Origin of the sequence: Bacillus swezeyi, assembly GCF_030908325.1 — a bacterium.
Classification (GTDB): Bacteria; Bacillota; Bacilli; order Bacillales; family Bacillaceae; genus Bacillus; species Bacillus swezeyi.
This window is the reverse complement of the sequence record NZ_CP133085.1, coordinates 792,325-807,471: the sequence shown is the minus strand read 5'-3', so window position 1 is coordinate 807,471 and position 15,147 is coordinate 792,325. Positions and strand designations below refer to the sequence as shown.

Annotated in this window: 20 protein-coding genes and 1 pseudogene; 9 read left to right on the top strand and 12 right to left on the bottom strand. The window is 43.2% G+C overall.

Features of this window, described 5'->3' with window-relative positions:
• Positions 1–83 precede the first annotated feature (83 nt).
• Positions 84–506 (top strand): VOC family protein, encoded by a 423-nt coding sequence (locus RBH91_RS03765; protein WP_307893520.1) that lies wholly within the window; start codon positions 84–86, stop codon positions 504–506.
• Between the two features lie 289 nt (positions 507–795).
• On the opposite strand, the gene RBH91_RS03760 is transcribed toward RBH91_RS03765, so the two are convergent.
• Positions 796–942 (bottom strand): hypothetical protein, encoded by a 147-nt coding sequence (locus tag RBH91_RS03760; protein ID WP_307893519.1) that lies wholly within the window; start codon positions 940–942, stop codon positions 796–798.
• A gap of 129 nt (positions 943–1,071) precedes the next feature.
• Positions 1,072–1,704: a homoserine/threonine efflux transporter gene (locus tag RBH91_RS03755; protein ID WP_076762729.1), complete on the bottom strand. Its 633-nt coding sequence runs from the start codon at positions 1,702–1,704 to the stop codon at positions 1,072–1,074.
• Between the two features lie 170 nt (positions 1,705–1,874).
• On the opposite strand from RBH91_RS03755, the gene RBH91_RS03750 reads away from it, so the two are divergent.
• A complete protein-coding gene (locus RBH91_RS03750; protein WP_307893518.1) occupies positions 1,875–2,702 on the top strand; it encodes a TrmB family transcriptional regulator in 828 nt (275 codons plus the stop codon).
• Positions 2,703–2,737: 35 nt separating this feature from the next.
• Here RBH91_RS03750 and RBH91_RS03745 read toward each other — a convergent pair whose 3' ends face one another.
• Both RBH91_RS03745 and RBH91_RS03740 read right to left on the bottom strand, forming a co-directional pair.
• Positions 2,738–3,793, bottom strand: coding sequence for an LLM class flavin-dependent oxidoreductase (locus RBH91_RS03745; RefSeq protein ID WP_307893517.1), 1,056 nt, complete (start codon positions 3,791–3,793; stop codon positions 2,738–2,740).
• Positions 3,794–4,247: 454 nt separating this feature from the next.
• Positions 4,248–4,493, bottom strand: coding sequence for a winged helix-turn-helix transcriptional regulator (locus RBH91_RS03740; protein WP_307893516.1), 246 nt, complete (start codon positions 4,491–4,493; stop codon positions 4,248–4,250).
• A 1-nt stretch (position 4,494) separates the two neighbouring features.
• Between RBH91_RS03740 and RBH91_RS22600 the strand changes: the two are divergent.
• From RBH91_RS22600 to RBH91_RS03725, 4 genes and pseudogenes are all read left to right on the top strand, one after another.
• Positions 4,495–4,650 (top strand): annotated as a pseudogene (locus tag RBH91_RS22600) (MFS transporter); the annotation flags it as partial.
• Between the two features lie 108 nt (positions 4,651–4,758).
• On the top strand, positions 4,759–5,523 hold the full coding sequence (locus RBH91_RS03735; RefSeq protein ID WP_307893515.1) for an SDR family oxidoreductase: 765 nt from the start codon (positions 4,759–4,761) through the stop codon (positions 5,521–5,523).
• A 144-nt stretch (positions 5,524–5,667) separates the two neighbouring features.
• On the top strand, positions 5,668–6,033 hold the full coding sequence (locus RBH91_RS03730; protein WP_148958333.1) for a DUF488 domain-containing protein: 366 nt from the start codon (positions 5,668–5,670) through the stop codon (positions 6,031–6,033).
• 72 nt (positions 6,034–6,105) lie between these two features.
• Positions 6,106–6,390, top strand: coding sequence for a DNA-binding protein (locus tag RBH91_RS03725; protein WP_076762733.1), 285 nt, complete (start codon positions 6,106–6,108; stop codon positions 6,388–6,390).
• A gap of 32 nt (positions 6,391–6,422) precedes the next feature.
• Here RBH91_RS03725 and ppsA read toward each other — a convergent pair whose 3' ends face one another.
• Together ppsA and RBH91_RS03715 are read right to left on the bottom strand one after the other, a co-directional pair.
• A complete protein-coding gene (gene ppsA, locus RBH91_RS03720) occupies positions 6,423–9,047 on the bottom strand; it encodes a phosphoenolpyruvate synthase (protein WP_307893514.1) in 2,625 nt (874 codons plus the stop codon).
• 20 nt (positions 9,048–9,067) lie between these two features.
• The gene (locus RBH91_RS03715; protein ID WP_404802492.1) at positions 9,068–9,679 is read right to left on the bottom strand and encodes a TetR/AcrR family transcriptional regulator; all 612 of its coding nucleotides are present in this window, start codon (positions 9,677–9,679) and stop codon (positions 9,068–9,070) included.
• A 210-nt stretch (positions 9,680–9,889) separates the two neighbouring features.
• On the opposite strand from RBH91_RS03715, the gene RBH91_RS03710 reads away from it, so the two are divergent.
• Positions 9,890–10,120, top strand: coding sequence for a hypothetical protein (locus RBH91_RS03710; protein ID WP_076762735.1), 231 nt, complete (start codon positions 9,890–9,892; stop codon positions 10,118–10,120).
• Positions 10,121–10,185: 65 nt separating this feature from the next.
• Here RBH91_RS03710 and RBH91_RS22595 read toward each other — a convergent pair whose 3' ends face one another.
• Both RBH91_RS22595 and RBH91_RS22590 read right to left on the bottom strand, forming a co-directional pair.
• Positions 10,186–10,395 (bottom strand): penicillin-binding transpeptidase domain-containing protein, encoded by a 210-nt coding sequence (locus RBH91_RS22595; protein WP_404802468.1) that lies wholly within the window; start codon positions 10,393–10,395, stop codon positions 10,186–10,188.
• Between the two features lie 200 nt (positions 10,396–10,595).
• On the bottom strand, positions 10,596–10,742 hold the full coding sequence (locus RBH91_RS22590; protein ID WP_404802467.1) for a hypothetical protein: 147 nt from the start codon (positions 10,740–10,742) through the stop codon (positions 10,596–10,598).
• 134 nt (positions 10,743–10,876) lie between these two features.
• Between RBH91_RS22590 and bla the strand changes: the two genes are divergently transcribed.
• Entirely contained in the window at positions 10,877–11,812 is a 936-nt protein-coding gene (bla, locus tag RBH91_RS03700; protein ID WP_307893512.1) for a class A beta-lactamase, read from the top strand.
• A 378-nt stretch (positions 11,813–12,190) separates the two neighbouring features.
• On the opposite strand, the gene RBH91_RS03695 is transcribed toward bla, so the two are convergent.
• Complete coding sequence (locus RBH91_RS03695) at positions 12,191–12,361, bottom strand: hypothetical protein (RefSeq protein WP_307893511.1); 171 nt, start codon at positions 12,359–12,361, stop codon at positions 12,191–12,193.
• A gap of 146 nt (positions 12,362–12,507) precedes the next feature.
• Here RBH91_RS03695 and RBH91_RS03690 point away from each other — a divergent pair, with 146 nt between their 5' ends.
• The gene (locus RBH91_RS03690; RefSeq protein WP_076762739.1) at positions 12,508–13,191 is read left to right on the top strand and encodes an SOS response-associated peptidase; all 684 of its coding nucleotides are present in this window, start codon (positions 12,508–12,510) and stop codon (positions 13,189–13,191) included.
• Positions 13,192–13,210: 19 nt separating this feature from the next.
• Here RBH91_RS03690 and RBH91_RS03685 read toward each other — a convergent pair whose 3' ends face one another.
• From RBH91_RS03685 to RBH91_RS03675, 3 genes are all read right to left on the bottom strand, one after another.
• A complete protein-coding gene (locus RBH91_RS03685) occupies positions 13,211–13,672 on the bottom strand; it encodes a GNAT family N-acetyltransferase (protein ID WP_307893510.1) in 462 nt (153 codons plus the stop codon).
• Positions 13,673–13,842: 170 nt separating this feature from the next.
• Positions 13,843–14,292 (bottom strand): YfmQ family protein, encoded by a 450-nt coding sequence (locus RBH91_RS03680; protein ID WP_307893509.1) that lies wholly within the window; start codon positions 14,290–14,292, stop codon positions 13,843–13,845.
• Between the two features lie 164 nt (positions 14,293–14,456).
• Complete coding sequence (locus RBH91_RS03675; RefSeq protein WP_307893508.1) at positions 14,457–15,122, bottom strand: pectate lyase; 666 nt, start codon at positions 15,120–15,122, stop codon at positions 14,457–14,459.
• Positions 15,123–15,147 lie beyond the last annotated feature (25 nt).

Below are 15,147 nucleotides of genomic sequence, written 5' to 3'. Positions count from 1 at the left end.
AAAAACATTTTAACCATGACATAAGTTGTCACCATTATAATATACAATCGCCTTAGAACAACAAAAAAGGAGATGTTTCAAATATGGAAATGCCATTCACCCCGTACATCCTAATGAACGGAAGAGCAAAGGAAGCAATTGAATATTATCGGGAGGTGCTGGATGCCGAAGTCAAGTTTCAGCAGACCATAGGCGAAGGGCCAAAGGATGAGGCTGCGAATTTTAAAGAAGAGGAATTAGATCTGGTTGCACATGCCGTTTTGACAATCGGCGGAGCCACCCTAATGATTGCCGACATCATCCCAGAGCTGCCTTTTCAAAGCGGAAATCAAATCTCAATTTGCATCACGGCTGATGATGCGCAATCGGCTAAACAGCTGTTCGATAAGCTCAGAGAGCAGGGCGAGGTCAATTTAGAACTGAAAGAAACGTATTTCAGCCCCGCCTATGGCATTGTCACAGATCCATACGGCGTCGCCTTTCAGATTTTCGCGGCAAGAAATTGATCTAAAAGGTCTTTCTGTTTTCAGAAAGGCCTTTGCCATTCACCTCCTCATTTAAGCTGCTCATCATTAAAATTTTTCCCCTTCATATTATCTTTTAATGAAAGCGAAATCATATGTTTGTGGCACACTTGCATCATGACCTTTCTTCTTCTCAATGTAAAAAATGACGTTGAAAAAGGGCTGCATTATGCGGGCCCTTTTAATGAAGAAAATGTGTTTTTTCTTTTTTTATTTCATTCCATCTCTTGATACACGCTTTCCGTTCAAGAACACACACCTAGCCGATGAATTAATTTGCACTTGCTGTCGGCCTAACCACAATCTCGTTTGCGTCGACTTCGGAAGGCTGTTCGATAGCGGACAGGATTGCACGTGCAATCGCCTCAGGCTGAATCGAAATGTGCCGGTATTCTTCTCGTCTGGCGGGCTTCTTCATCTGAAATGCTGTCTGCCGGCAAACTCATTTGGTTTTGCGGGCAACATTCGGCGATTTTATTGAACAAAAGGGGTGAGCTATGACTCTCACTCCCTCTGATTATTTTAAACAATTTCATTCATGGGCAAATTAATCTAAACCCGTTTTAATGCCAAACCCTACCAGCACCATACCTGCAGCTTTTTGAAAGACCTTCTGGAATTTGACGCTTCGCAGCCATTTTTTGGCGTAATCGATCAGGTATACGAGAATGAGAAACCAAAACACTGCAAGACAGGTAAGGATCAAAGCGAGTATGATCAGCTGCTGATTGACGCTTTCCTTCAAATTGATAAATTGCGGCATGATCGTGATATAAACCAAAACAGTTTTAGGATTCAGGACATTACTGAACAATCCTTGCATAAACGAATTTTTATAATGCCGACTGGAAGAGTCTTCAGGCTTGTTTTTCTCGGCTTGCATGTCCTCCAAAGAAAACATCCTTTTGGCAAAAAAACTTTTGATGCCTAAATAAATTAAATAGGCCGCGCCCAAGTATTTGATTGTATTGAAAAGAATTACCGACTTCGCAATCACAACCGCCAACCCGAGAATGGCAATCAGCGTCCAAAAGGAAAGTCCCGTCGCTAATCCGAGAACATTGCAGCGTCCGGCGTTCGGACCATACCGAAGCGTATTTTTCACAACGAGCATCGTATCAGCTCCGGGTATCACAACCATCATGGCGGCGATCGATATGTATGACAGCAGGCTATCCATCAGATGTCTCCCTCCATACTGATTTTTCTGTTGAAAATACCACAGTTTTCATATAGTGACTACCTTAGTAACTACTTATAAAAAGTGTATCAGCGCACTTGAAATAAATCAATACATCCCGCAAAATATGAGTTACAAAGACAGCGACTAATTTTGAGGCTGGAGGATGTATGAAGGAAAACATTTTAGAAATACTTAAACATCTGAATTTTACCGAATATGAATCGAAAGCATACCTCGCGCTATTGGAAGAATCGCCGCTGACAGGCTATGCGGCCGCAAAAAAATCCGGTGTTCCGCGGTCGAAAATATATGAAGTGTTGGAGAGCCTCGTGATTCGCGGCGATATTTTTGTAAGCTACGGCAACACTCCGCAGTACATTCCCGTTCCTGCCAAGGAGCTGATTAAAAACCGCCGCCTGAAGGCGGAAGAGACTTTTGAACAGGCAGAAAAATATTTTGAGAAATTTGAGCGTTCCGCAAATGACCGTGAAAATATCTGGAATATCACTGGACGGAGCGAAATACTCGATAAGGTAAAGGCGTGTATATTATCTGCCCAAAAAAGAATTCTCTTGGAAATTTGGAAAGAGGATTTCAAAGAAGTAGAACCAGAACTAAGACAGGCCGCAAAAAAAGGCGTCAACGTAATCATTATTGCTTATGGCGACATTGAGGCTGATTTCGCTAATGTATATTTGCATGACAGGAGCCGCGAGATTACAGAAGAGTATGACGGACGGTGGCTCGTATTCAGTGTGGATGATTCTGAAGTTGTAGCAGGCATGGTTTCTCAGGGGAAAGACAGCCGTGCGGCATGGACGATGCATGTGGGATTGGTCATGCCGATTACGGAAGTGATGATTCATGATCTGTACCTCATGGAGATTATGGAGAAACATAGAGAGGTGTTGGAGGAAAGTTTCGGTGAAAACCTCATCCATTTGCGCCGAAAATTTTCGATCCATCCGGATTTCAAAAAACATTACGTGAAATAAAAGCGGCCCGCATATGTTGCGGGCCTTTGCATTCTTTATGTCTTTTGCGATGCCTCCCAGCGGGCGACTTCCTCCCTGATTCGCGGCGCCGCTTCTTTTCCAAACAGCTCAATCGCCTTCATGACATCATCATGCGGCATCGTGCCAACGGGCACATGCAGCATAAACCTTGTGATCCCTACATTCTTGCGGAGATGAATAATTTTTTCCGCTACCGTCTCAGGGTCACCTACATAGAGCGCTCCCTCAAAGCTGCGCGCAGCATCAAAGCTGGATCGGCTGTACGGCCCCCAGCCGCGCTCCCTGGCGAGCGTGTTCATGGCCTGCTGGGTGGATGGGAAGAATTGATCGGCAGCCGTCTGTGTATTCTCGGCAAGAAAGCCGTGCGAATGAGAGGCGACCTTAAGCTTTGAAGCATCATGCCCTGCATGCTTTGCCGCTTTTTTATAAAGCTGAACAAGCGGAGCAAAGTGCAGCGGACTCCCCCCGATAATGGCCAGAACAAGGGGCAGGCCAAGCAGTCCAGCGCGAACGACGGATTCCTGGTTGCCGCCGCTGCCGATCCATACAGGCAATGGATTCTGCACAGGGCGCGGATATACGCCTACATTTTGAATAGCCGGACGATGCTTACCGCTCCACGTTATCCTTTCCGACTTTTGCAGCTCCAAAAGCAAATCAAGCTTCTCCTCAAACAGCTCATCATAATCGTCTAAATCGTATCCAAACAGCGGGAAGGATTCGATGAAAGATCCCCGACCCGCCATGATTTCCGCCCTTCCATTTGAGAGGCCGTCTAGCGTGGCGAAATCCTGGAAGACGCGTACCGGATCATCAGATGAAAGCACTGTGACTGCACTTGTCAGACGAATTCGCTTCGTCTGCGAGGCCGCTGCGGACAGTACGACGGCAGGAGAAGAAGCCGCATAATCTTCACGGTGATGCTCCCCCACACCGAAAACATCCAAGCCCACTTGATCGGCAAGGACGATCTCCTCTACTACTTCACGCAGACGCTCTGCATGGCTGATCACTTTTCCGGTTTTGATATCCGGGGTTGTTTCTACAAAGGTGCTGATGCCTAATTCCATTTTGTTTTTCCTCCACATGATGTTTCCTTTGATTTTTTTCTTTATATTCTTGATTTATGTATGCTGGCAACTCTTAACCTGCATCATATTGTTATATATAGAATACGGCGAGCGTTTTGATCATGCAATTGATGTGATTCGGCTGTCGATCGGCATCACGGTTCTTCTTGATTTCTTCATCAATTAGATTTTCATTCACATCGACGACCTCGCTTCTTATTGTAACTATTTCATTTTTTCCTATAAAAAATATCTTCAATATCAGACTTTCCTTGGAAGGATATTGTGAATTATTGCACTTAAACTAAAAGGCTTTACTTACATCATTTAGAGCCATTTGTTCTGAACTCATTCCTTGTCTTAAAACCAAAAGGCCAATTATCAAGCACAGTAAATTATTCCTCTTCGCGATCATTCACTTTTTCGTTAAGTAAGACTCCAAATAGGCGGGGGATTAAATATTGGATTCAGCCTGCTCCGCATAGGAGACTCCCCAATCAGATAGAGTGATTAATATCGGTAAAAGACTTTTTCCAACTTCAGAAAGAGAGTATTCTAATTTAGGCGGCACTTGATTATAAACAAATCGATTGACTATACCGGCCTCTTCTAATTCCCTAAGCTGCTTTGTTAACATTTTTTGTGTAATCTGCGGCAATTCTCTTTTTAATTCACCAAATCGCATATTTCTTTCACCCAATATTTACCTCCTATTAGGAAGAAAAACAGACAGTTTGAAATCAACGATAGCAGTTGCGGTGTCCAATATTTGGAGGCGGGGTCGATCGCGGCCGGGGCAGGCGGGCTTTCTTTATGGGTGTGCTAAAGTCGGCCTTCTCGGCGCGCTAAGCGCGTCATACCGTCTAATCAGAATACTTGCATTTTAGAAATTGAACGGCCAATATAGAATCAGGCCACATGTCAATTCTATTGTTTGACATACTAGACAGAAATGAGGGATTCCAATGGAACTGTCAGGAAACACAGTGCTGATTACAGGCGGAGCATCAGGAATCGGCTTCGCTTTTGCCGAACGTTTTATGAAAGCTGGGAATACGGTCATTGTCTGCGGAAGACGCGAAAGCAAACTCAAAGAAGCAAAAGAAAAATTTCCGGACATGATAACCCGCACCTGCGACGTAACAGTTGAAAAGGAACGGCTCGCACTATTTGAATGGGTAAAAGAACATCATCCTCAAGTGAACGTGCTTGTCAATAATGCGGGAATTCAGCAGCGTTTTGATATTTTAAAAGCCGATGTGAAAGACAACTGGGCTGACTACAATAAAGAAATGACCGTGAATATGGAAGCGCCGATTCACCTGGCTATGCTCTTTGCACAGTATTTTGCAGAAAAAAATGCGAAAGCTGCCATTATCAATGTGACGTCAGGCTTGGCGTTCACGCCGATGGCGATTGCCCCGGTCTACTCTTCGACGAAAGCCGCGCTCCACTCCTTTACGATGAGTCTAAGACATCAGCTGTCGGATGCCGCTGTTGAGGTTATTGAAGTCGCCCCTCCTGCAGTTAACACAGATTTAGGCGGTGTCGGACTGCATGATTTCGGCGCACCTTTAGATGAATTCGCCGATGCGATCTTCAATGGACTTCAAGAAGGGCGATTCGAAATCGGCTATGCCATATCTGAAAAAGCCTTGCGCATGTCAAGAGACGAAATTGATGAAAGCGTCAGCCAAATGTACAACTCTTTAAAACATTCCATCGAATAAATCGACAATGCCAAAAGCGCTGCAGAAAAGCCCCTTTTGGCATTTTATTGTTCAAATAAGGACGGGCGTATGGGTTGTCCCCTTCAGTCAGCCGTTTTATCATATAAATATACCCATTAATCGGAAATGGAAGGAGTGATCCAGGTGCCGATTATTCTCCAGCGAATTTATCACGAAAACCCCCAATCAGAAGGGCGCCGCATTTTAATTGATCGGGTATGGCCCCGCGGAATTTCGAAAGAAAAAGCGAAGCTTGACGATTGGATGAAAGAGATCGCCCCAAGCCCCGATTTAAGGAAATGGTTTGATCATGATCCGAAAAAATTCGCTGCTTTTCAGCAGGCATACAAAGACGAAATCAAACAGGACGCTTTGAAGCAGGCCAAGCTCAAGGAATTAAGGGACATGGCGCGCGAAGAAAACCTTACCCTGCTTTACGGCGCAAAAGATGAGGTTCACAATCATGCCGTTGTCCTTAAAGAAATATTGGAATCATGCTCTGACCTTTGATAGGGAGCATGAAACTTTTTTGTGCGGGCTCTCGTATTACAATCAACACAGAAAATGAAAAGGATGGTCAAAATGGAGACGGGCTTTTTTTGGCTGGGTCTGGGTTTAGCGGCTTTGGGCTATTTCATTGGCGACGGATTGAAAAATTTCAAAAACCCAAAAGGAAATGTCGCCGGGTACCCTCATTTAATCAAAGAAAGAGATTTGCAATATTATTTAGGTTTAAGCAAAGAAGAAACGAAAGAAATGCTCCACAAATATCCTGACATCCCTAAAATCGAATTGAAGGGCACGACCTATTATCCTTATCAGCACTTGATGGAATGGATGTCGTCTGCAGACCTTTATCAAAATTAAGCGCAGCATCAAGCTGCGCTGACTACTTACGACTATTCCAAAATTTCTATATAACCTTCCGAACCATTGATCCTTATCTTTTGCCCATCTTTAATATCCTTCGTGGCATTCTCAACTCCGACAACGGCTGGAAGTCCGTATTCCCGGGCAATGACGGCGCCATGTGTCATGAGTCCGCCCACCTCAGTCACCAAGCCTTTGATAGAGACGAACAGCGGCGTCCAGCTCGGATCTGTGAATGGCGTGACAAGGATATCTCCCTCTTCGATATCAGCTTCCTCTAATTTTAAAATGACTCTGGCTCTTCCTTCGATGACCCCTGATGAAACAGGGATGCCCGCCAGCGCTCCTTCAGGGAGATTCTCTCTGCCGTATTCTCCAGTTATGACCTCGCCTTCAGATGTCATCAGCCGCGGAGGCGTCAATTTTTCATAGTGTTCATATTCCGCTTTCCTTTCTTTGATCACCTCGTAATCGAGGCGATTTGTGCTCACAGCATCCTTGAATTCGTTAAAGGATAAATAATAGACATCCTCTTTCGCTTGAATAAGCTTCTTTTCCTGCAAAACAGCGGCTTCTTTCATCAATACTTGCTTATAGACAAAGTAGCGCTTGATCAGTGTATATTTTGGATATTCCCGATAGCCGATAAAATTCCGCAGAACACTGATCATCTTCTTTGTCTTTTTCGCCTTTTGTCTGCCCCCTTTTAATTGCTCCAAACGGCTTAAAAGGTTCCTCTCCTTTTGTTTTGCCTCAAGCCTTCCCTGCTCAAACTTGGCCGCACGCGCCCCCGGCTCAAAATTTTTGATGTTGCTCAAAATCAACGGGACAAGCGCAGAAGGCCGTTCACTCCAGCGGGTCTTAGTAATATCGATCTCCCCAGTGCAGCGCATGCCGTATTTGTAAAGATATTCCCGCAAAACCCGGCTGACGGCTGCTCCTCCTTCAAACCGTTCTAGATCTTCAAAAAAGGTTTCATCATTGGCGTGCTCAAAATATTTCTGTACCTCAGGGTATGGTCTGGCAGCATCAGCTACATCCAGGAGCGCCAGACCCATTTCGGATGTGACATTGTTCGAAACCGATTGGGAAAGAATATCGGCCGCACTCTTTTCCCCCAGCCATTTCTCCATTTTTTTATTGATCCAATACACCGCATACAAACCAACCATGATGACGGCCATGCTCCGTGAATCATAGAGGACTTTTTTCTGCTCCTTTTGATCTTCTTCAATGACTTCAAACAACGCTTCACCGGAGACGTTTTGCATTCGTTGTTCAGCATTTTTTACAGACGCCTCTGCTTTAGACATAAGCTCGCTGACGATCCCCGTGTCGTTTTTCCGGTAAATCTTCAGCGCCTCTTTTGGAAGAGACCATGGCATTCCTTCAGAACCTAACGTAAACATCCGTTTTCCTTTGGGTAATTTTTTGACAAGCTCCTTTCTTTTCAAAAAATGAGAAAGTGAGCTGTACATCAGCGGATCGTTTTTGCCCATCGAACCGAGGACAATCTTCCGGCCAATGGAAGATGCCAAATCATGTGATAAATCAATAAAGAGCCTTCCGCCGGCACGTGTCATTTCAGTATCCGAGATCATTCCGAAGAGGGACATCCCGAGCGGGTTGATCGGTTCTGTCATCATTTGCTGGTGTCCTACTGACATATAGATGCGAAGCCTGTCATCGTTCTTTTTCGGAAGAGGAAATAATGTTGTCACCGGACGGCTCTGGACAAAGTAAAACACACCATCAGCCAGACACCATTCAATATCCTGCGGCGACTCAAAATGAGCCTCGATCCTCCGTCCCCATTTCCCCAGCTGCAAAATCTCTTCATCCGTCAGTGTTTGGCTTTTCTGCTGATTGATCTCAATCTCGCGTTCTTCTGTACCGCCGCTTTCTAATGAGTAGACCGCGTTTTTTTTCGCTGAAACCGTCTTTTCAACAATTTCCCCTTCGCAGATCTTATAGTTATCGGCAGACACAAGCCCTGATACGAGCGCCTCCCCCAATCCAAAGCTTGCATCGATAGATAATACTTTTCTGTTGAATGTGACGGGATCAGCCGTAAACAAAATGCCCGAGACCTGTGGAAATACCATCTTCTGAACCACGACAGCTAATTGAACTTTGCGGTGGTCAAAACCGTTTTGAATCCGATAGATGACGGCGCGCTCCGTAAACAATGAAGCCCAGCATCTACTGATATGCTGCAAAATCGCTCTTCTCCCAACGATATTCAAGTAGGTGTCCTGCTGCCCTGCGAAAGAAGCATGCGGCAGATCTTCAGCCGTAGCACTTGAGCGAACCGCGTATGCCTCATCCTCGCCAAGCTTTGTGTGGCAGCGAATAATCTCTTTTTCGAGATTGTCAGCCATCTCCGCCCTTTCGATTACATCGCGTATTTTTTGGCTGATTTGACTGATCCGCTTCCTGTCTTTCACCTTTAAAACAGACAGCTGATCAAGCAATTCGCCGACCTCCTGATGGCCGTCAATCACGTGTTGATAAGCTTCAGTAGTAACGCAAAAACCCGCCGGTACTTGAATGCCTTCGATCTTTGACAGCGCAACGAGATTCAGCCCTTTTCCCCCAACAAGCGGCAAATCGGTTTTATCGACCTCATGAAAGCCCAGTACATATTTTCGCAAAAGGCACCCTCCCCTTTCTTTCATCGCTCAATCCCAAAACGAATCATATTCAAAAAACGGTTTCTTTCTTCAAGGAGACGTCTATTATAGGCCGGATCAAAATCATGTTCTGCCCGGACCTCTGATAAAAACTTTTGTTCAAAATGCTCCATCATCACCATGACCAATTCAAATGCTTCGTCACGATCAACCCCTTCCTTTAAAGGCACCTGTTCAAATAGCTGTTTCAAAAAGCGGTTTCTTACAGCAAATTGCTCCCCGTATTTTTCAGCTATATCATCCTTCAGCTCAGAAGGCGGTGAATAAAAAGCATCCATCGTCACCTTGTAAATATCAGGATAATTCCGGAAAAATCCAAGCTTCGCCAAGCTTATTTTTTCTTTCGCCGCAAAAAAATCCTTGTATTGCGACAGATCATCCAATGACAAATGCGCCTTCAATTTTTCAATGCAATCATCGAGCACAGACAGATATAAATTCTTCTTGCTTTTGAAATGGTGAAATATCAGCGCCTTTGAGATGCCGGCCGCTTCCGCCAGCATCCCGGTCGAAGTTTTTGAATATCCATGGCGGGCAAAAACTCCCAGACAGGCATCAAGTATTTGTTCTTTTTCATAAAGCTGCAAAGGCAAAGAAATCATTCCTTTTCGTTTATTGATCAATTGGTTAGTAAAAATTGTAATGTTTGCTGACCGGGTAGTCAATATAATACTTCTGTTGAAAGGGCCATTTTCATATATATGCCTTCCATTTTATGATGGCTTCAAAAACACGTTGGTTTCACAATATAGACGTCATTAGTTAAATGAAAATAAACATTCAAATCGCCGGAGTGATCATGAATGCTTACTTTGCTTGGCAAATTTGTTTTGCTCTTTATTTTATGTTGTCTTTCATTCTCAATATGGAAAATGGCCTTTTATGTAATAGCAAAACAACTGATTGGCAAAACAGCCGACCGGACCGCGCTGAACTGGATCTTGCATGTGCTCGTTAAAAACGGCGCGAAAATAAACGGCGAGGATTGCTTTACCATGGCTGTTGCAGGGGCTTTATCGGCTATTTGTATATAAAAAACTCCTGAAACAATGTTCAGGAGCTCAGCCGGTATTTCTTTAAAATGTTCATGGTGATCTCTTTAGCTTCTGTCTGTCCCGAAAATATTCGTTGCAAAGCGGTATGCCGGGCCTCCCGTTTTTATAAAACCGACATAACAGCCCACACCGGAGCCAGAGCCCGTCTTGCCGTAAAGTGTAAAATCGTCTCCTTCGTCCTGGATCATCATACGTTTTACTGCTTCCATAACGTCTTGATCAAAAGGAAGCTTTTCTTTATAAAATATCTCCATGAGGCCGATTTGTTCGATTGAGAAATTTGCAGTGTGCTGCTCAGCTAGAACTGATCAATGCCTCACTAATATCTCGGTGGCCGTAAAAAATCTTGTCGATCCATTCCATCATTCGCTTTTCTCCGATATCCCGGGCCATCGCCTGGTACCCTGAACCACGCTCCACACATCGAGTTCGCGCTTCACGCCGTCCCAAAATTTCATATCATATTCACTTCAACAGCCCCGACCTGCAGACCGATCAGGGCATTCGCGACTTTTTTAAAGTCGGCTGCTGCGCAAATGTTCAGCGCGTTCATTGTTGTAATAAAGGTTTTATCTTTTTTCATATCACGCAATTGGAGCATTAGGAGTTGCGTTGCTATTGTAGTAACTTTGATGCTTTCGTGAGCACAGTTCAGTCTGTAAAATGAAACCATAGGTACTACTTTCAGCCACATGTATAGCTTAATAAACAAAATTTTGGAAAGAAGGTTTTGATATGAAGTCATCATTGAACAAAATGTTCAGCGCTTTGAAAATCAAAAAAATGGCACCTGCGTTGCTTCTCTCATGTGTAGCATTTATTGGATGTTCAAGTCATCATGTTCAGGGCGCTCAACTTAAACCAAAGAATCAGGAAACTGAGGTTAAACATCATTTTGCAAAACTTGAGGATCAATTTGATGCAAGACTGGGTGTATTTGCATTAGATACTGGTACTAATCAGACAGTCACTTATCGGCCAGATGAGCGTTTTGCATTCGCGTCTACTCTTAAAGCCTTAGCTGTAGGGGCACTTTTACAACAGAAATCAATAAAAGACCTGGACCAAAACATTACTTATACACATGATGATCTTGTAAGCTATAGTCCAATCACAGAAAAACATGTTAACACAGGAATGACACTTAAAGAACTTTCCGATGCTGCACTTCGATACAGTGACAATACTGCAATGAATCTTATCCTTCAACAATTGAATGGACCTAAGGGATTAAAAAAGGCACTGAGAAAAATTGGCGACCATGTGACGAATCCCACACGATTTGAAACTGAGTTAAACGATGTTCAACCAGGAGAGACTCGCGATACTAGTACACCAAGAGCGCTTGCGACAAGTCTTCAGGCATTCACACTTGGAGATGCACTTCCAATTGAGAAACGCGAGCTTTTGATAGATTGGATGAAGCGAAATACCACTGGGGATTCATTAATTCGTGCCGGAGTGCCGAAAGGTTGGGAAGTGGCTGATAAGACTGGAGCTGCATCATACGGAACCCGAAATGACATTGCTATCATTTTTCTGCCGAATGGATGTCCAATCGTTCTTGCCATACTTTCCAGTCGTGATAAAAAGGATGCTGAATACAATGATGAACTGATTGCTGGAGCAACAAAGGAGGTAATAAATGAATTTGAAATAAACCAGAAGTAAAAAAATGATGATCATGTTCTTAAACTAACTGAATGTTAATGCAAGAACAAATACATGAAAAAGAGAAAATCCCATGACACATTTTGCATGATCGTTTTATGATCATTTAGTGTATGGACAAATACTTTTTTTCAAAAAAAATGTACACCAATACAAAAAAAAGAATCCATTATGTTTGAAAAATCGACCCTAAAAAACAGAAGATGAAAAGCCTTTTTTATTCGAAAGGCTTTTCATCTTTTGGTTAATTCCCGTCCATTTTTTAAAAGGTCCCTGTTATATATCCTCTATCCACTAATTACCCAATCATTTTTATATGTATCCAACCGAGTGTATATTTGTTTTAAGCCCATCCTATTTATGATGGAGAGGAATCCTTTATTCTTCCCGATCAAACATTTCCCGTTCAAAGGAGAATAAAAAAATGACAAACAGCCAAAACGTCAGCACCTCAAACAAACCGCTGTTATAAATGGCTGCGAGCGGCAAATTAAATGTAAAATAAGTCAATACCACAGATCCTGATAACATCAACAATGTCTTCTTCATCATATACTCCCCTACCATTTTTGCCTCCAAGATACCACACTTTTTACTATGTTTAAAATTCCATTTAATCTTAATTCAAGCACACTCGTGAATATTCATTTCAAATGATGAAAATGATAGAATAAACATCAAAAAGGGTGATTCATATGTGCGGGAGATTCACACTGTTTTCAGAGTTCGATCATATCATCGCTCGTTTTGCCATTGATCAAATGATCGCCAAAGAAGAATATACGCCGAGCTATAATATCGCTCCTTCTCAGCAAATCCTAGCTGTCATCAATGACGGCTCCAAAAACCGTTTAGGCCGTCTGCAGTGGGGGTTCATTCCTCCGTGGTCAAAGGATGAGAAAATCGGCTACAACATGATCAACGCCCGTGCCGAGACTTTGTCTGAGAAGCCAAGCTTCAGAAAGCCGCTTGTCAGCAAAAGATGCATCATTCCGGCTGACGGCTTTTACGAGTGGAAACGTATTGATGCTAAGACAAAGCAGCCGATGAGGATCAAGCTTAAATCAAATGGATTGTTTTCGTTTGCCGCCCTATGGGAGAAGTGGCAGCCTGCTAATGGCAAACCCGTCTACACATGCACGGTGATCACCACAAAACCAAACGATTTAATGAAGGACATTCACGACCGCATGCCGGTCATTCTTAACCGCGATGGTGAAAAAGAATGGCTTCATCCTGCAAATCAAGACATTGAATATTTGGAGAGCCTTTTAAAACCCTATCCATCAGATGAAATGGAGGCTTATGAGGTGGCGGATTTGGTTAACTCCCCCAAGAATAATTCCCCTCAGCTCATCAAAAAAGCCCCTTCACAATAAAAAAGGGGTTTCAAGCCTTCTAATGTTTGGAAAGGATATAAAACGCCCTGTTCAAGCCGATGCCCTCCCAAAAATGCAATGCCGGTTCATTTTCTACATCTACATAAACATGGACTGAAGAAACATCCTGTTGATGAAACCAGCTGATGAGTTCGCCGACTAATTGTTTCCCTAATTTCTTTCTCCGATATTGAGGAGTCATATAGACTTCATCTATTTGACCGGTCAGTATATTGCCGACTAAATCTTGCTTCATCGAAGCAAGACCGTATCCAATCGTCCCGCGTTTTTCATTCATTACGATAAAAACCGCGCCGTATGTTGATTGTATATATTGATTTAACTGCTTTCGGATCATTTCTTTATCTTGTTCGTCCAATTCACACTCCGCCGTTTCCAGCGCATTTTCATTCCATAAATCCACAATTTCTTTTATGTATTGTGGATTCACATTGTTGAGATGATGGATATTTGTTTTCATTATATTTTCTCCTTAGCCGGACGAATTTTTTGTTAATTATAGAATCCCGCTGTTTTTTATAAAATCGGTTCACGACACGGCCATCCATTTGCAATTCTTATATGTGAATATGTTGTTAACTTGTTGAAATAGAAAAAGCAGGCATTATGCCCGCTCCTGCTGCTGTCTTCCTATATCAAATCCCCCGCCGCCACTACAGAACATTTTTGGAGACTGTCGGAAGAGAGAGAATAGGCGGCTACTTTCTTCTTGTATTGTTTAACTACATCAATATGATCGCTGTACTTGTACACGAACAGTCTGACATCATGTTTGCCTTTTTTTGCATCAATGATAAATGGCTTCCCGCTGTTCTTTGGATGCAAATATAAATGCTCGTCTCCTGGATATATGTAATAACGCTCCATAAATACGGCATCGTTAAAATCATGAATAAATTGATTTTTGTCCTGCCCTTCCAGACGTTTGCCGTCAAAGGCTACAGTGGCATTCGCGGCATCCAGTTTTGAGTGCACTTGAAATTTGCTTGTGATCCACTCGACAGCACCGCTTGGAAGACATGTCACTAAAATTTTAAGAAGACTAATGAGAGTCAACAGCGTCACGAAAACCCACGTCATATTTGATCATCTCCGTACGTTTAAATTCCTGCTATATATTATCCATACTAACATATGGAGGAAAGTGGTTTTTTGGACATTGTGTGAACATACAATAAACCGGTTTGGGAAGCTGACCAAGCAGTAACCCCCGCTATCTAGCAGGGGTCAAAAATACGGAAAAATTAAAATTCCTGATTACTTTTTTCTGTAATATGTTTTACGCCCATCCACTTCTTGCCGACATGAGAGTATTTTGTATTTGTCATCGTGACAGAACTTGTTGTGCTGTCGGTTCTGAAAATGGCTTCTTTCATGTTTGTGATGGCGCATTTGTCAATGTACACTTTGACATTAAAAGTGGTGCCGCCATTTTGGCGAATGAACTTCCCGGCGTTATCAGCAGTGAAATTTTTCACCGTAAATGTGCTCGGATGATTGATTTGGAATACTTTGTCATCTCCGTTCTTTGCAGATCCGCCGTCGATTGTCACATTTCCCTCTTTTTTAACAGTCAGTGCATCCTCGCCGATATCAGTCCACACAACATTTTTAATCGAAACGTTCCCATAAGTGTGTACGCCATCTGCAGCCGGTGCATCAAGCACGACATTTTGAAGCGTCGCTCCATCCTCCACTTTGAAAATCGCTTTTTGGTCTTCCCTCTGACTGCCGTCTCCAAGCTCAGAACCAGCCTTAAAATGCTTGCCTTTTCCATCATAAGTCTTCCCTTTTTCGACAACGATCGTTTTATGAACGACCTCAGCCGCAGAAGCTTTTACGGGAAAAGCCTGTCCTAATCCGCCCACTACTAAACCTGCTAACAAAACTACCCCTGCTAATTTCTTCATTTCTTAAAACCTCCAGAAGTTTGGT

Coding starts and splice junctions, on each gene's coding strand:
- RBH91_RS03765 (WP_307893520.1), top strand. CDS start 84: ATGGAAATGCCATTCACCCCGTACATCCTAATGAACGGAAGAGCAAAG.
- RBH91_RS03760 (WP_307893519.1), bottom strand. CDS start 942: ATGAAGAAGCCCGCCAGACGAGAAGAATACCGGCACATTTCGATTCAG.
- RBH91_RS03755 (WP_076762729.1), bottom strand. CDS start 1,704: ATGGATAGCCTGCTGTCATACATATCGATCGCCGCCATGATGGTTGTG.
- RBH91_RS03750 (WP_307893518.1), top strand. CDS start 1,875: ATGAAGGAAAACATTTTAGAAATACTTAAACATCTGAATTTTACCGAA.
- RBH91_RS03745 (WP_307893517.1), bottom strand. CDS start 3,793: ATGGAATTAGGCATCAGCACCTTTGTAGAAACAACCCCGGATATCAAA.
- RBH91_RS03735 (WP_307893515.1), top strand. CDS start 4,759: ATGGAACTGTCAGGAAACACAGTGCTGATTACAGGCGGAGCATCAGGA.
- RBH91_RS03725 (WP_076762733.1), top strand. CDS start 6,106: ATGGAGACGGGCTTTTTTTGGCTGGGTCTGGGTTTAGCGGCTTTGGGC.
- RBH91_RS03710 (WP_076762735.1), top strand. CDS start 9,890: ATGCTTACTTTGCTTGGCAAATTTGTTTTGCTCTTTATTTTATGTTGT.
- RBH91_RS22595 (WP_404802468.1), bottom strand. CDS start 10,395: ATGGAGATATTTTATAAAGAAAAGCTTCCTTTTGATCAAGACGTTATG.
- RBH91_RS22590 (WP_404802467.1), bottom strand. CDS start 10,742: ATGCTCCAATTGCGTGATATGAAAAAAGATAAAACCTTTATTACAACA.
- bla (WP_307893512.1), top strand. CDS start 10,877: ATGAAGTCATCATTGAACAAAATGTTCAGCGCTTTGAAAATCAAAAAA.
- RBH91_RS03695 (WP_307893511.1), bottom strand. CDS start 12,361: ATGAAGAAGACATTGTTGATGTTATCAGGATCTGTGGTATTGACTTAT.
- RBH91_RS03690 (WP_076762739.1), top strand. CDS start 12,508: ATGTGCGGGAGATTCACACTGTTTTCAGAGTTCGATCATATCATCGCT.
- RBH91_RS03685 (WP_307893510.1), bottom strand. CDS start 13,672: ATGAAAACAAATATCCATCATCTCAACAATGTGAATCCACAATACATA.
- RBH91_RS03680 (WP_307893509.1), bottom strand. CDS start 14,292: ATGACGTGGGTTTTCGTGACGCTGTTGACTCTCATTAGTCTTCTTAAA.
- RBH91_RS03675 (WP_307893508.1), bottom strand. CDS start 15,122: ATGAAGAAATTAGCAGGGGTAGTTTTGTTAGCAGGTTTAGTAGTGGGC.